Raw genomic sequence first — 15,213 nt, forward strand, 5'->3', positions numbered from 1 at the left:
AATATGTCTAAATTAATCAATATCGGTTTCGGCAATGTAGTGAACACAGACAAAGTGGTGGCAGTTGTAAGCCCGGACGCGGCGCCCATCAAGCGCATGGTGCAGTCAGCAAAAGAGTCCGGCAAATCCATTGACGCCACGCAGGGCCGCAAGACAAAGGCAGTGATCATCACCAACAGTGAGATGCTGATCCTCTCAGCCCTGCAGCCGGAAACCATTGCAAAACGTTTCGGCACGTTTTACGAAAATGATCTAAAAGGGGAACAGGATGGATAACAGAGGAATTTTAACCGTGGTCTCCGGATTTTCCGGCGCGGGTAAAGGGACGCTTATGAAACGGCTTCTGGAGAAGTATGATACGTACTCCCTTTCTATTTCCGCGACCACCAGGGCACCGCGGGAGGGTGAGGAGCATGGAAGAGAATATTTCTTCCATTCAAAAGAAGAGTTTGAGGAGCTGATTTCCCAGGATGCATTGATTGAATATGCCCAGTATGTGGAAAACTATTACGGTACACCAAAGGCATACGTGGAAAAGCAGCTTGCCGCAGGCAGGGATGTGATCCTGGAAATTGAGATACAGGGGGCACTCAAGGTGAAAGAAAAGATGCCGGATACCCTGCTGATGTTTGTCACACCGCCTTCTGCCATGGAGCTGAAGCGGCGGCTGACAGACAGGGGGACCGAAACACCTGAGGTCATAGAATCCAGGCTTCGCAGGGCATCCGAGGAAGCCAAGGGAATGCCGCTCTATGATTATGTGCTCATCAATGACGATTTGGAAGAATGCGTTGACAGGATGCACAGCATTATTCAAAGCCAGCACAACACTGTGAAAAACAGTGCGCCTTTTATAGAAAAAATAACCAGTGAAGTAGCAGTATTTGCGAAAGGAGAATGAGATATGATACATCCGTCTTACACAGAATTAATGGACGCAATCAACGAGGAGGGCAATATCGAGGACGAACCGTTAGTCACCAGCCGTTACTCTGTTGTACTGGCTACCAGCAAGAGAGCCAGACAGCTTATTGCAGGCCGTGAGGCCATGGTTCACTCATCAGGCAAAAAACCTCTGTCCACAGCAGTGGAAGAGATTTATCAGGGCAAGGTAAAAATCCTGCCGGATGATTTCCAGGAGGAAGAGGAGACAACAGAGAACTAAATTTACAGGGACTGCCGCCAGATGCGGGCAGTCCTTTCTACCATTACTGACAAGGAGTATGCATGAGGAAAGTTTTATTTATATCTCTTGGATGTGACAAGAACCTGGCGGATTCTGAGGAGATGCTGGGCATGCTTGTGGAGCATGGGTATACCATCGTAAACGATGAGACAGAGGCTGATGTGGCTGTTGTCAACACCTGTGCCTTCATCCATGATGCCAAGGAGGAGAGCATTTCCAATATTCTGGAAATGGCAAAGTATAAGGAGACAGGTTCCCTCAGGGTCCTGCTGGTGACCGGTTGTCTGGCGCAGCGGTACAAGGAGGAAATTATAGAGGAGATCCCGGAAGTAGATGCTGTCCTGGGGACAACCAGCTTTGACGATATCATAGAGGCCCTTGACAAGGCATTTGAAGGGGAGCGGTATCTGGAGTTCAAGGATACCTCCTATCTGCCGGATGTGGAGACAAAGAGGATGATCACCACCGGCGGCTATTATGAATACCTGAAGATCGCAGAGGGATGTGACAAGCACTGCACCTACTGTATTATCCCGAAGCTCAGAGGCAGATACCGCAGTGTTCCCATGGAAAAGCTCATAAAGCAGGCAGAATACATGGCAGAGCAGGGCGTGAAAGAACTGATCATAGTGGCGCAGGAGACCACTATATACGGCTGTGACCTGTACGGGGAGAAAACCCTGCATAAGCTTTTAAAGAAGCTGTGCCGCATCCCCGGCATTGCATGGATCCGCGTGCTCTACTGTTATCCCGAGGAGATTTATCCGGAGCTGATCCGGGTGATGAAGGAGGAACCGAAGATCTGTCATTATCTGGACCTGCCCATACAGCACTGCAATGACAGAATCCTGAAGCGCATGGGCAGACGTACCACCAGGCAGGAACTTGTGGACATCATCACAGCTCTCAGAAGAGAGATTCCCGATATTGTGCTTCGGACAACTCTGATCACCGGATTTCCGGGGGAGACACAAGAGGAGCATGAGGAGCTGATGGACTTTATTGATGAGATGGAGTTTGACAGGCTTGGCGTCTTTACCTATTCGCCTGAGGAGGATACCCCTGCGGCCATTATGCCGGACCAGATCGATGAGGAAGTCAAGAAGGACCGTCAGGCAGAGCTTATGGAGCTTCAGCAGGAGATCTCCTTGGACAAGGGACAGGAGAAGATCCACTCTGAAGTTGAGGTTATGATCGAAGGGAAAGTGGCAGATGAAAATGCCTATGTGGGCCGCACATACGGAGATGCACCGGGTGTGGACGGATATATTTTCGTCAATACGGATACGGAGCTTATCTCAGGAGATTTGTGCAAGGTGCATGTGACCGGCGCTCTGGAATATGATTTGATAGGAGAGTTAAAAGATGAATACACCGAATAAACTGACGATCGCAAGAGTCGTTATGATTCCGTTCTTTGTGGCTTTTTTAATGTATGATATTGCGGGAAGTGCCGGAAAGTGGATCGCGCTGGCCATCTTTATCGTTGCCAGCCTGACAGATACCCTGGACGGCTATCTGGCCAGGAGAGATAATCTGGTGACCAACTTCGGCAAATTCATGGACCCGCTGGCGGACAAGCTTCTGGTCTGCTCCGCGCTGATCTGCTTTACCGGTATGGGTGAGCTGCCGGCCTGGATCACCATTGTGATCATAGCCCGTGAGTTTATCATCAGCGGTTTCCGTCTGGTAGCTGCGGACAACGGCATCGTGATCGCTGCCAGCTACTGGGGCAAATTCAAGACCGTATCACAGATGATCATGATCATTCTTATGATCATGGATATTCAGAATCAGGCATTCCAGATCCTGATCCAGATTTTCGTGGTGATTGCCGTTGCACTTACCCTGATTTCTCTTGTGGATTACATCTTGAAGAATAAAAGTGTTTTAAGCATGCAGGATTAAAGGAAGAAAATATGGCTATGCTGCCTGGGAAGGAGAGAAACTTATGACAGCGGAATTGATATGTGTGGGAACAGAGTTGCTTCTGGGCAATATTGTGAATACGAATGGGGCCTACCTGGCGAGAAAATGCGCCGCTCTTGGGCTTTCCATGTATCATCAGAGTATTGTGGGGGACAATGACAAACGTCTGGAGGAGACTATCCGGACAGCGACGGACCGGTCTGACGTGGTGATCCTCTGCGGAGGCCTTGGCCCCACGAAGGATGACCTGACAAAAGAAGTGGCTGCTAAGGTTATGGGAAAAAAGCTGAAAGAGGATAAGCATTCCAGAGAGCGTATCCAGGCTTATATGGATAACTATGTAAAGAGCCATCCGGGTACCAGGATCACGGAGAATAACTGGAAACAGGCACTTCTGCCGGAAGGTGCCGCTGCTGTGGACAATGAAAACGGAACTGCCCCGGGAATCATAATGGAGGAAAAGGGAACAGTGCTGATTCTGCTGCCCGGTCCGCCAAACGAGCTGATTCCCATGTTTGAAGAAAAAATATACCCCTATCTCAGGAAAAAGCAGCCGGAGGTCATTGCCTCTGAGATGGTAAAGGTGTGCGGCTTAGGTGAGAGCCAGGTGGAGACAGATATTGAAGATCTCATCGAAAAACAATCTAATCCCACCATTGCCACATATGCCAAGACAGGGGAAGTGCACCTGCGTGTGACGGCAAAGGCTGAAAATGAAAAGGCTGCCAGGAAGCTGATCAAGCCTGTCGTCCGTGAGCTGAAGGTGCGTTTCGGTGCCAATATTTACACCACGGATGAGGACAAATCCCTGGAAAGCGCAGTTGTGGATCTGCTCAGAAACCAGGATATCTCCCTGACTACGGTGGAGTCCTGTACAGGCGGTGCGCTGTCTGCCAGGATCGTAGATGTTCCGGGTGCTTCCGATGTGTTAAAACAGGGATTCGTCACATATACCAACCGTGCCAAGAGAAAATACGTTATGGTTAAGAAAAGCACCTTAAAAGAATACGGTGCCGTCAGCGAGAAGTGTGCAAAGGAAATGGCAAAAGGCGGATGCTTTGTGACCGGTTCCGATGCAGCAGTCTCCATCACCGGATTCGCAGGACCGGACGGCGGTACCGAGCAGGCGCCGGTGGGAACCGTGTTTATCGGGTGCTGCTTAAAAGGAAAGACAGTGGTGCAGGAATTCCACTTCGGGGGAGACCGCAGCAAAATCAGGGAACAGGCAGCCACTTATGCCCTGATCCTTCTAAGAGAATGTATTCTGGAAAATTTTGAGCGCCGTAATGATGAAAGCAGTAAATGATCTCCATACAGACAGCCGCCCGGTACCTGATACCGGGCGGCTGTTATAGTCTAATGCATCTAATGCATCATTTTGATGATCTGCATCATACGGTTGATGCGGGCTACCTCTTCCGGCGGTTTTCCCATTTTCAATACCTCGATTATGGTGTCCATCTCCTGACGCGAAAAATCAAGTCCCCCGGATTGACTTTTGTTCTGAGAGACTGCTGACATGAGAAAGGGCAGCAGTTCGTTCATTCCCTTCTGGCTTCCCTGATTTGCTATGTTATTGAGCATTTTCAGCTTCTCAGGGTCCATGCCTTTCAGATTGGGGTTATTCATCCAGTTGTCCTGAAAATTCCCCTGCTGCTGAAAATTCCCCTGTTGCTGAGGATTTCCCTGCTGCTGCGTATTCTGCTGGTACTGTCCGTAAGTCTGCTGCGGCCCGGACTGGTACTGCTGGGTATTACCGCGGGGGTCAGACTGATATGCCTGGGAATTAACCCCTGGCCCGCCCCCCTGCGCTCCGCCCTGTGCATTTCCCTGGAAGGGCTGAGAGCCGTTCTGGAAAGTGGGATTGCCCTGCTGGGAACCGTTCTGAAATGCCGGATTGCCCTGCTGAGAACCATTCTGGAAAGGTCGGGAACCTTGCTGGGAACCGTTCCGGAAGGGCGGGGTGTTCTGGCGGGAGCCATTCTGGAACGACTGGCTGTTCTGCCGGGAATCATTTTGGAAGGTCTGGTTACCCTGCTGAAATGCATTTTGTGGGGTCTGGCCGGCCTGCTGAGGGCCATTTTGCGAGGCCTGCCCACTCTGCTGAGGACCATTTTGTGAGGGCTGCCCACCCTGCTGGGAGCCTGGCTGTGGTCCTGCGTGATAGGGCTGCTGATTTCCGATGGGGAATCTGAGGCCGCCCGGACGGTATCCTCCCTGGCCCGGGCCGTTCTGACGGGAGTTTGATGGCTGTTCTTGTTTCCGGCTTTCCGCCTGTGTCTGCGGCGGCTCGTCTGCCGACGGCTTTCCGGCAGGATTTCTGAGATTCTGCCTGTAATTCTGATTATTCATATTTACCTCCGTTTTTACTGTTTCGGCACATCCTGGGACAGCTCAAAAAGCTGCACCATGGCCATGGTATTGATGAGCGTGTCAATTCTTTCCTTCGCAGGTCCGCGGCATACCTTGCTGCAGGCTGTGAGCATTTCAAGAGGGTCTGCCGTAAACTGCTCCTGGGCATGCATCTGCATATCCGCCTGCGGCTGTGAGAAGAGACGTATGGTATTGGATAACTCCAGAAATTTGGCATATACTGATATGAGCCTTTGGCCCTGGGCCGGAAGATAAGGCATGGCCGCTTTCAGAATTTCCACCTGATCCTCCGCTATCATTTCGTCCAGAATATTATGTTCTTCCATTCTAGCTCCTTCCAAAACTTCCGCTTTCTAAACCTTATGTTTCCTCTATACAGGATATGACGAAAAAACAGTTCTGCCATAGTATAATAGGGAAAGGGGTGTATACACATGGAACAGCATGAAATCAGACTGGTGGAGGAAGACAACACCATTTATGAAATAGATATGGACTGCATCAGGAAAAAACAACTGGCGGCAAAGAGAGCCATGGAAGCAGATGAAAAGAGAAGACTTGATTTTGAAAAGAACAGGGCAAAAGAAACATGACAAAGTAAAAAGCCGGGGCTCATCACCCCGGCTCTTTTTGATGAGACTGCTGTTCCGGGACTGCCCTGCAGTCACAGGACAATATCCGCGGAACAGAGAAAAGTCAAACTTTTACCAAAGCCTCTCATCTGTTTTTGCTTTGTTATTGATTAGCAGAAACCGTGTCCGCCGCATCCGCACAGGAGCAGCAGGATAATGATAATACAGCTGCAGTCGCCGCCGAAGCCGCCGCATCCGCAATCATTTCCACATCCGCCGCCGCTGTTTCCGTTTCCACAGCAGCAAAGCAGAAGAAGAATCCAGATGATACAGCTGCAGTCGCCGCCGAATCCACGGGAAACTCCACATCCTCCTCCACAGTTATCATCGCATCCGCAACCACAGTTTGTAGCAGCTAAATCACTCATTTTGTATCCTCCAAAGAATTTTGATTACACTTACATGATATGTGCCGGGGAGGAATTGGTGCAGGTTTGCGGAAAAGATTTTTAAATATTCGTGAAAACAGAGAAAATCCGGTACACATCCAACGCCCCATATCCCCATTCACGGTTGGGGTAAAGCTGTACCTGGGTCCTTCTGGCGCCGCGGATAAAAAGGGCTTTCAGCTCTGCATTGTTAAATATCTTGGGCGGATTTCTTTTTGCCCCCCACTCGATCACAAGAGCACAGGCTCCGGCAGTGATGGCCGCCGCCACAGAGGAGCCGGTCATGGTTGTGAAACGTCCTCCGGGCGCCGGGCCGAACACATTGACTCCCGGTGCTGCGATATCCGGCTTTATGAGACCTGTACGTGTAAATCCCCTGCTGGAGTTGACGAACAGGCTATTATTGTATGCGTTGAAAGTAGAAGTGGTCAGGGACACCTCCGCCGCCGAGGGCGCAGTGATGGTGGTGTTGGGGTCCGGTCTCAGAAAAGTTACATCAGGCGCCATAAACCCGTCGACCGGAAGCCAGATATGGAAGTTCCCCGCATTGTTGCTGCTGGAATACACATTGATCTTCCATGCGCCCGGTGTGGGATTGGAAAAGCGGAAGAAAATGAGCTGGTCACCGGATATGGTCTGAATCAGTTCCGAGGCAATAAAAATCTCTGTATCTTCCAATACAAACTGTATGGTATCCGAATAATTGATCCGGGTGGGCAGCCGCTGTATGACCTCGCCCAAAGGGGATTCAAAACCAACCGAATAGATTTCAGGGGGCGCGCCCCATAATTCCGCGGTAAATCCCCTTGTATTTTCCGGCACCAGGATCTCTACTGCTGTGCTGGTGTTTGGCGCAGGTGCTTCTGCAAAGAAATGATGGGCCTTGCCCGCTTCATTTCCGGCTGCGGCTACGGAATAGACTCCCCAGTAATTGGCAGATACAGTCAGGGACGATGCAAGGGCAGATTGTCCTGAATGCGCCCCCTGGTTGGAGCCAAGGCCAATACAGATGACCAGGGGAGCCTGCAGCTCATTGGAGAGGAGCAGAAGATAGCGGATTCCCATCATGATATCGGATTCCTGATAAACAGGATTGCTGCTTGTGTGGTAGAAAAGCTCTTTTAAGTAATTTTTCGCTTCTTTCAGTTTTACGACTGCCAGCATACTGGAAGGGGCAGCTCCTATGAAGTCATTGTCCGGCAGGCTGCTTCCCGCGGCGGCGCCTGCCAGAAAAGTCCCGTGACCGATGGTATCCTGTGAGGGGATAAGCTCCAGGGGATTTTCTGACGCCAGTGCATTCTCCAGGTCCTCATGGGTGTATCCTGTCCCGTACTGCATGTCAAAGGGCGGCGTGCCGCTCTGAATCGTCTGGTCCCACAGCCCGTAGATGCGGCTGCCCCCGTCTGACCGTCTGAATGCGGGATGTGTGTAATCAATCCCCGTATCAATGAAGCCGATCAGGATACCGCGCCCCTTCAGATTCAGCGCCGGCTGGTTCTGGACTGCAGTGATTCCCGAAACCTCCAGACTGACCGTGTCCAGAAGGGAGTAGAGATTGGGAATGGTATTATAGAAGAGACCATTGGCAAAATAATCCCTGATATCAGAGGAAGGGAGGCGCCCGTGTATCATTCCATAATAGTTGTTGAAAAGCTGGGCCCCAAATTCCCGGTAGTCTTCCAGAAACTGCGGATATATGGGGAGGATATAGTCGGCATAATCCTCAGACAAGATCATTTCTTTGATTGTAGGCATATAAAATTTCCATACTGTCTGTTTTTAATAAGTCTATGAGGAAGCCCTCTGAAATATTGGCAGTAAAGCTGTTTTCTGAATACCATAAAGAAGAACTCATATACGGAGCTTTGGGAAATGATGCAGAAATGGCTTACCGGAAAAAATATAGGTGTCGCCATCCTGGACACCGGAATTTATCCTCATATAGATTTTGACTGCCGAATCCGTGCTTTTCTTGATATGGTACACGGAAGAACCCTTCCTTATGATGACAATGGACACGGCACGCATGTGGCCGGAATCCTGGCCGGCAGCGGAGCTGCCCTGAACGGAAAATACAAAGGCGTAGCGCCGGGCTGCGATATCATTGCAGTGAAGGTGCTGGATGAAAGCGGCAATGGCAACAAGGAGCAGGTAATCGAAGCACTGGACTGGATCAAGGCCAACCGGATCAAATACAACATCAGGATCATCAATATCTCCGTGGGCACTACCCAGAAGGAATCGCACCGGGATCTGATCTATGCGGTGGAATCCGCCTGGGATGACGGATTTATTGTTGTAGCCGCCGCCGGCAACATGGGACCGGGGCAGGGCAGCATCACAGCTCCCGGCAGCAGCCGGAAAGTCATCACCGTTGGTTCTGCCGATATGCTGGTACGCCATCAGGGTATTTCAGGGAGAGGCCCCACCTGCGACTGCATTATCAAGCCGGATATTGTGGCACCCGGCAACGCCATTGTCTCCTGTGCCAACCGAAGCGGCAGCATGCCTTATGCAGTGAAAAGCGGCACATCCATGTCAACCCCTATGGTCTCAGGCGGCATTGCGCTGCTTCTTGAAAAAAATCCCGCACTGTCCAATCTGGAAGTCAAGAAAAGACTGATGGAGACAGCTAAAGATCTGGGCTATCCCCACAACCTGCAGGGTTGGGGGCTTTTTCAGTTAGAGCATTTTTTATATGATGAAAAGATTTGAAAATTATAGTTGACAAACAATGTATCATTGTATACAATAATACAAGAAATTCATTAAGATAAAGTGATAGCATATTGAAAATGTGATGCCGGGTCATACCGGAAGTTAAGATGAGGAGTGACGAATATGATAAACAGAGCTGTCAGAATGAATTACCATACAAATTTACTGGAACTGGAAGAGCATATGTATCCCCTGGTGGATGTGCAGACACCGAATGTATTTCACAATCTTTTCCCCTACACAGAGGTACCCAAGATTGCGTTTAACGACAGGATCGTGCCCCACCATATGCCGGATGACATCTGGATCACTGACACCACGTTCCGCGACGGGCAGCAGTCAAGAGCTCCTTACAGCACAGAGCAGATTGTAACTATCTTTGATTATTTACACAAACTGGGCGGACCAAACGGCAGGATACGCCAGAGCGAATTTTTCCTTTACAGTAAAAAGGACAGAGACGCCGTATATAAATGTCTGGAGCGGGGATATAAATTCCCGGAAGTTACGAGCTGGATCCGTGCCAGCAAGAAGGATTTTGAACTGGTAAAGGACATTGGTCTGAAGGAGACCGGTATCCTGGTGAGCTGTTCCGACTACCATATTTTCTATAAAATGAAAATGACCAGAAAGCAGGCCATGGAGCATTACCTGAGTGTGATCCGTGAATGCCTGGAGACGGGAATCAGCCCCAGATGCCATCTGGAGGATATAACAAGAGCGGATATCTACGGCTATGTGATCCCCTTCTGTCTGGAACTGAATAAACTGATGGAGGAGTACTCCATTCCCATTAAGGTGCGCTGCTGTGATACCATGGGATATGGCGTGAACTATCCGGGTGCTGTGATTCCACGCTCCATTCCGGGCATTATTTACGGTATTCTGACACATGCCGGAATCCCTTCCGAGCTGATCGAATTCCATGGCCACAACGATTTCTACAAGGCTGTGAGCAATTCCACGACGGCGTGGCTTTACGGCGCAAGCGGTGTAAACTGCTCCCTGTTCGGCATTGGTGAGAGAACCGGCAATACCCCCCTTGAAGCCATGGTATTCGAGTACGCGCAGATCAAAGGCTCCCTGGACGGCATGGACACAAGGGTCATCACAGAGCTTGCGGAGTACTATGAAAAAGAGATCGGATACAAGGTGCCCTCCACAACACCGTTTGTGGGAAGTGCGTTCAATGTGACGAGAGCCGGTATCCATGCAGACGGTCTTCTGAAGAATGAAGAGATCTACAATATCTTTGATACGGATAAATTCCTGGGCCGTCCGCCGCAGGTGGCTGTTTCCAACACCTCGGGCCTTGCCGGCATTGCTCACTGGATCAACAATCATTACCGCCTGTCCGGTGAGAAACAGGTGCAGAAGAACAGCGAACTGGTGCAGATGGTAAAGGCATGGGTGGATGCCCAGTACGAGGAGGGACGCGTGACTGTCCTGACGGATGAGGAGCTGATATCCGTGATCGAGGAGAGCTGCGCAAGATTAAATATAACCTTATAAGGCAATGACATGTGAGGAAGGAAGCAAAATGGCAGGTAGAGAAAAGTCCCTGAGGGGCCAGGTGTTTGACAAGATCCGTTCAGATATTCTGAAAGGCCGTTACCAGCAGGGAGACGAATTGGTGGAATGTACCATAGGGAAAGAGCTGGGAGTCAGCAGAACTCCGGTCCGGGAAGCCATCCGGCAGTTGGAACTGGAGGGCCTGGTACGCCTGGTGCCAAACAAAGGAGCCTTTGTCAACGGGATATCCGCAAGGGATGTGACTGATATTTATTTGATCCGCTCCCGGCTGGAAGGGCTCTGTGCCCGGATGGCCGTGGAGAATATAACACCGGAACAGCTGGAAGCCATGGAGGAGGCCATTGTCCTGTCAGACTATCATGCAAAGAAAGAACACTATGAGCAGGTCTGCGAAATGGACGGCAAGTTCCATAAGCTGCTCTATGAGGCGTCCGGCAGCCGGATGCTTTCCCACACACTGTCTGATTTTCATCAATATGTACAGCGTGTGCGGCAGGTATCCATTATGAACCGCATGCGTCTGAATAAATCAGGCAGTGAGCACACAGAGATTCTGGAAGCCATAAAGAGCAAAAACGCGGATCTGGCGGAACAGGTAGCTGCAAGACACATATTTAATACAGTTGAGAATCTGAAACATTTTAATCTGGAAGAAATTCTGCGGGAAGAATACGGAAAGGAGAACGACAACAATGGAAAAAATTAAAATGACAACACCTCTGGTGGAAATGGATGGGGATGAGATGACAAGGATCCTCTGGAAAATGATCAAAGAGGATCTGCTTGCGCCATATGTGGAACTGAACACAGAGTATTATGATCTGGGACTGGAGTACAGAAATGAGACCGGCGACCAGGTGACAGTGGATGCGGCCAATGCCACAAAGAAATACAAAGTAGCGGTAAAATGTGCCACCATCACCCCGAACGCGGCCAGAATGGACGAGTATCACTTAAAGGAAATGTATAAAAGTCCCAACGGCACCATTCGTTCCATGCTGGACGGTACGGTTTTCAGGGCGCCTATTGTGGTAAAAGGAATCGAGCCCTGTGTAAAGAACTGGAAGAAACCCATCACTCTGGCAAGACATGCCTACGGGGATGTCTATAAAAACACAGAGATGGTCATTCCCGGACCGGGCAGGGTGGAGCTTGTATATACCGCGGCTGACGGAACAGAGACAAGAGAACTGGTGCATAACTTCACAGGTGCCGGGGTGGCACAGGGAATGCACAACTTAAATGATTCCATTGAGAGCTTTGCCAGAAGCTGCTTTGAATATGCGCTCTCCACAAAACAGGATCTGTGGTTCTCCACCAAGGACACCATTTCCAAAAAGTATGACCATACCTTCAAGGATATTTTCCAGGACATCTATGAGAAAGAATATAAGGATGCCTTTGAAAAGGCCGGTATTACATATTTCTATACACTGATCGACGACGCGGTGGCACGTGTGATGAAAGCCGAAGGCGGCTTTATCTGGGCCTGCAAGAACTATGACGGGGATGTTATGAGTGATATGGTATCCTCCGCTTTCGGCTCTCTGGCTATGATGACATCCGTGCTGGTATCCCCTCACGGATATTTTGAGTATGAAGCTGCACACGGAACCGTACAGCGCCACTATTACAAACATTTAAAAGGGGAAGAGACTTCCACCAACTCCGTGGCTACCATCTTTGCCTGGTCCGGATCTTTGAGAAAACGCGGGGAGCTGGATGGAAATACAGACCTCTGCCTGTTTGCCGACCGGCTGGAACAGGCCACTCTCACTACTATCGAAAAGGGAGAGATGACAAAAGACCTTGCACTCATCACGTCAATTAAGAATCCTTCTGTATTGAACAGCCGTGAGTTTATCCTGGCTGTAAGGAAGAATCTGGATGTTTTATACGCGTAAAAAATAAGCGTCTGCTGATTTAAAAGTCCATGTAAGAGAGAGAAACAAGTCCCTGCTTACATGGACTTATTATTTGTGAAAAAAAGTCTCGGGCAGGGGTTGAAAAATTTAGTCAATTTCTTATAATGGGTATTAACCGAATCGGTAAAGCATTAAAGGAGGCACAGGATGGAGGACAGACTTAGCAGTCTCTCAGAAGAGAAGAAGAACGCGGTTGTCAATGCAGCACTGGAAGTGTTTGGCACCAATGAATACAAACGGGCATCCACAGACCTGATCGCTGCAAAGGCAGGCATCTCAAAAGGGCTGCTGTTTTACTATTTTAAAAATAAGAAAGAGCTGTATATGTACATATTTGAGTATGTCATGGAGAAGGTAGGACCGCGCCTTTTAGACCGGCACTTTTTTGAAATAACGGATTATTTTGAGCTGCTGGCCTATGCAGCAGACAAAAAAGCCCGTATCCTCTCCAGTTTTCCCTTTCTTATGGAGTTCAGTGTCCGGGCATTTTTTACATCCAGGGAGGACGTATCGGAAGATATGAACTCTTTTATGAAAAACCAGATGGATACCATGTTCGTGGATTATTTCAAGAATGTGGATATGACTAAATTCAGGGAGGACATAGATCCCAAAGAAATACTGAACATGCTTCTCTGGCTCACTGACGGATATCTGCACCAGAGAATGTTTTATACCGATACGGTGGATGCGGATGAATTGATGCGTCAATTCAGAAAATGGTCAGAAATGCTGAAGCGGATCGCATACAAAGAAGAGTATCTAACCGAAATGGTTGGAAGGAGGCAAAAAAATGAACGTGATTGAAATCAGTCATATTACGAAAGACTATGGGCAGAACCGCGGCGTTTTTGATGTTAGTTTTTCTGTAAAACAGGGAGAGGTACTGGGGTTTTTAGGACCAAACGGTGCCGGTAAGACAACCACGATCCGGCAGTTGATGGGATTCATCAAACCGGATAAGGGCAGACTGTCCATTCTGGATATGGACTGCTTCAAAGAGTCGGATAAGATCCAGACATCTCTTGGGTATCTGCCGGGAGAGATCGCTTTTATTGATTCCATGACAGGGATGGAGTTTATCCGCTTTGTGGCTAAAATGAAAAATATGAGAGATATGGGCCGGGCACAGGAACTGATGAAGATGTTTGACTTGAACGCGTCCGGCAAACTGAAGAAAATGTCAAAGGGCATGAAGCAGAAGATAGGAATCGTCTGTGCCTTTATGAACCCGCTGGCCAGCATCCTGATCCTGGATGAACCCACCAGCGGGCTGGACCCTCTGATGCAGAACCGTTTTGTGGAGCTGATCCTTTCCGAGAAGAAAAAGGGAAAGACCATTTTGATGTCTTCCCATATGTTTGAGGAAATTGAGCGCACCTGTGACCGCGCTGCCATTATCCGAGACGGACGGCTGGTTGCAGTGGAGGAGATGGAGAAACTGAAAGAGGGGCGGCAGAAGGTGATCGATATCACCTTCCGGGAGGCGGATATGGCAGAGGCATTCGCTGCCGCATTCCCGGAGGCAGTCTATCAGCCCGGCAGTAAAACGGTAACGGCCAAGGTTGGAAAAAACCTGGATGCCTTTATCAAAAAAGCAGGCGCCTATACGGTCACGGATTTCGACGTGCGCACACAGAGCCTGGAAGAGTTCTTCATGCATTTTTACGGAGAGGGGGCAGCAAAATCATGAATGCTACACTGTTTAAAAAAGAGATCAAATCCAACTGGCTGCTGCTCGTCATTTTTCTTGCAGTGCTCAGTGTATACGGAAGTATGATCACCATGATGTTTAACCCCGAGATGGGAGACAGCCTGAAAATGATGGCTGACAGTATGCCGGATTTGTTTGCGGCATTCGGCATGGCTGACGTGGGCCAGACGCTGCTGGAATTTGTATCCGGATATTTATACGGAATGCTGTATGTGGCCTTCCCCGGGGTATTTATCATTATCCTATCCAACAGACTGGTATCCAGATATGTAGATAACGGTTCCATGGCCTACCTGCTGGCAGTACCACAGAAACGCTGGAAGATCATGCTGACTCAGTGTGTCTTCATGCTGACCTGCCTGGTTGTCATGGTGGTATATGTGACCTGCCTGATTCTTGCTTTCAGTGAGGCGCTTTTTCCGGGAGAGATGGAGACAGGTGCCTTCCTTCGGATCAATGTGGGATTATTGGGTATCCTTGTATTTTTCGGCGGGACATGTTTCTGTGCATCCTGCTGCAGCAATGAGACAAAGACTTCCTCCGCGGTCAGCACAACCGTGGTGGTATATTCCATTCTCCTGCAGATGATATCACAGGTGGGGGATAAGTTCGAGAAAGTAAAATACGCCACCCCCATAACCCTCTTTGACATTGACGGGCTGGCTGCAGGTGACGGGAAGGCGTGGATCATGTGCGGCATTTTATATCTGGCAGGAATCCTGCTTATGGGAATCGGGATCATACGGTTCAGCAAACGGGATCTGCCTTTGTAAGAGATGGAATCGCAGACGGCCGAAGGGATAGCAGCCGGATA

Annotated in this window: 19 protein-coding genes; 15 read left to right on the forward strand and 4 right to left on the reverse strand. The window is 49.5% G+C overall.

The window, feature by feature from the left end; genetic code table 11:
• Positions 1-3: 3 nt before the first annotated feature.
• From V8Q34_RS03040 to V8Q34_RS03065, 6 genes are all read left to right on the forward strand, one after another.
• On the forward strand, positions 4-276 hold the full coding sequence (locus V8Q34_RS03040; protein WP_033140326.1) for a DUF370 domain-containing protein: 273 nt from the start codon (positions 4-6) through the stop codon (positions 274-276).
• Positions 269-901, forward strand: a complete 633-nt coding sequence (gene gmk / locus V8Q34_RS03045; protein WP_033140325.1) for a guanylate kinase — start codon at positions 269-271, stop codon at positions 899-901. Before V8Q34_RS03040 ends, gmk begins: the two co-directional genes overlap by 8 nt.
• A 3-nt stretch (positions 902-904) precedes the next feature.
• A complete protein-coding gene (rpoZ, locus tag V8Q34_RS03050; protein WP_033140324.1) occupies positions 905-1,165 on the forward strand; it encodes a DNA-directed RNA polymerase subunit omega in 261 nt (86 codons plus the stop codon).
• 62 nt (positions 1,166-1,227) lie between these two features.
• Positions 1,228-2,568, forward strand: coding sequence for a 30S ribosomal protein S12 methylthiotransferase RimO (gene rimO, locus V8Q34_RS03055; protein ID WP_148391469.1), 1,341 nt, complete (start codon positions 1,228-1,230; stop codon positions 2,566-2,568).
• Positions 2,552-3,094, forward strand: coding sequence for a CDP-diacylglycerol--glycerol-3-phosphate 3-phosphatidyltransferase (pgsA, locus tag V8Q34_RS03060; protein WP_033140322.1), 543 nt, complete (start codon positions 2,552-2,554; stop codon positions 3,092-3,094). The genes rimO and pgsA overlap by 17 nt, the downstream gene beginning before the upstream one ends.
• A gap of 43 nt (positions 3,095-3,137) precedes the next feature.
• Positions 3,138-4,421, forward strand: coding sequence for a competence/damage-inducible protein A (locus tag V8Q34_RS03065; RefSeq protein ID WP_033140321.1), 1,284 nt, complete (start codon positions 3,138-3,140; stop codon positions 4,419-4,421).
• Positions 4,422-4,480: 59 nt separating this feature from the next.
• Here V8Q34_RS03065 and V8Q34_RS03070 read toward each other — a convergent pair whose 3' ends face one another.
• Complete coding sequence (locus tag V8Q34_RS03070; protein WP_033140577.1) at positions 4,481-4,744, reverse strand: hypothetical protein; 264 nt, start codon at positions 4,742-4,744, stop codon at positions 4,481-4,483.
• Positions 4,745-4,786: 42 nt separating this feature from the next.
• On the opposite strand from V8Q34_RS03070, the gene V8Q34_RS03075 reads away from it, so the two are divergent.
• Positions 4,787-5,236 (forward strand): hypothetical protein, encoded by a 450-nt coding sequence (locus tag V8Q34_RS03075; protein ID WP_156120823.1) that lies wholly within the window; start codon positions 4,787-4,789, stop codon positions 5,234-5,236.
• 245 nt (positions 5,237-5,481) lie between these two features.
• Here V8Q34_RS03075 and V8Q34_RS03080 read toward each other — a convergent pair whose 3' ends face one another.
• Complete coding sequence (locus V8Q34_RS03080) at positions 5,482-5,814, reverse strand: hypothetical protein (protein WP_335834778.1); 333 nt, start codon at positions 5,812-5,814, stop codon at positions 5,482-5,484.
• A gap of 108 nt (positions 5,815-5,922) precedes the next feature.
• On the opposite strand from V8Q34_RS03080, the gene V8Q34_RS03085 reads away from it, so the two are divergent.
• Complete coding sequence (locus tag V8Q34_RS03085; protein WP_156120822.1) at positions 5,923-6,081, forward strand: hypothetical protein; 159 nt, start codon at positions 5,923-5,925, stop codon at positions 6,079-6,081.
• 149 nt (positions 6,082-6,230) lie between these two features.
• Here V8Q34_RS03085 and V8Q34_RS03090 read toward each other — a convergent pair whose 3' ends face one another.
• Both V8Q34_RS03090 and V8Q34_RS03095 read right to left on the reverse strand, forming a co-directional pair.
• On the reverse strand, positions 6,231-6,488 hold the full coding sequence (locus V8Q34_RS03090; protein WP_033140319.1) for a hypothetical protein: 258 nt from the start codon (positions 6,486-6,488) through the stop codon (positions 6,231-6,233).
• Between the two features lie 81 nt (positions 6,489-6,569).
• A complete protein-coding gene (locus V8Q34_RS03095) occupies positions 6,570-8,264 on the reverse strand; it encodes a S8 family peptidase (RefSeq protein WP_033140318.1) in 1,695 nt (564 codons plus the stop codon).
• A 117-nt stretch (positions 8,265-8,381) separates the two neighbouring features.
• On the opposite strand from V8Q34_RS03095, the gene V8Q34_RS03100 reads away from it, so the two are divergent.
• From V8Q34_RS03100 to V8Q34_RS03130, 7 genes are all read left to right on the forward strand, one after another.
• Positions 8,382-9,224, forward strand: coding sequence for a S8 family peptidase (locus V8Q34_RS03100; protein WP_033140317.1), 843 nt, complete (start codon positions 8,382-8,384; stop codon positions 9,222-9,224).
• A 126-nt stretch (positions 9,225-9,350) separates the two neighbouring features.
• The gene (locus V8Q34_RS03105; RefSeq protein WP_033140316.1) at positions 9,351-10,739 is read left to right on the forward strand and encodes a 2-isopropylmalate synthase; all 1,389 of its coding nucleotides are present in this window, start codon (positions 9,351-9,353) and stop codon (positions 10,737-10,739) included.
• Positions 10,740-10,767: 28 nt separating this feature from the next.
• Positions 10,768-11,466, forward strand: coding sequence for a GntR family transcriptional regulator (locus V8Q34_RS03110; RefSeq protein WP_033140576.1), 699 nt, complete (start codon positions 10,768-10,770; stop codon positions 11,464-11,466).
• The gene (locus V8Q34_RS03115) at positions 11,453-12,664 is read left to right on the forward strand and encodes an NADP-dependent isocitrate dehydrogenase (protein WP_148391466.1); all 1,212 of its coding nucleotides are present in this window, start codon (positions 11,453-11,455) and stop codon (positions 12,662-12,664) included. Before V8Q34_RS03110 ends, V8Q34_RS03115 begins: the two co-directional genes overlap by 14 nt.
• A 168-nt stretch (positions 12,665-12,832) precedes the next feature.
• Positions 12,833-13,492 (forward strand): TetR/AcrR family transcriptional regulator, encoded by a 660-nt coding sequence (locus V8Q34_RS03120; RefSeq protein ID WP_052099203.1) that lies wholly within the window; start codon positions 12,833-12,835, stop codon positions 13,490-13,492.
• Positions 13,479-14,378, forward strand: a complete 900-nt coding sequence (locus V8Q34_RS03125) for an ABC transporter ATP-binding protein (RefSeq protein WP_033140314.1) — start codon at positions 13,479-13,481, stop codon at positions 14,376-14,378. The genes V8Q34_RS03120 and V8Q34_RS03125 overlap by 14 nt, the downstream gene beginning before the upstream one ends.
• Positions 14,375-15,172: an ABC transporter permease subunit gene (locus V8Q34_RS03130; RefSeq protein ID WP_181014383.1), complete on the forward strand. Its 798-nt coding sequence runs from the start codon at positions 14,375-14,377 to the stop codon at positions 15,170-15,172. The genes V8Q34_RS03125 and V8Q34_RS03130 overlap by 4 nt, the downstream gene beginning before the upstream one ends.
• Positions 15,173-15,213 lie beyond the last annotated feature (41 nt).

The sequence above is a fragment of the Blautia sp. JLR.GB0024 genome, from assembly GCF_037000545.1.
Classification (GTDB): domain Bacteria; phylum Bacillota; class Clostridia; order Lachnospirales; family Lachnospiraceae; genus Blautia; species Blautia celeris.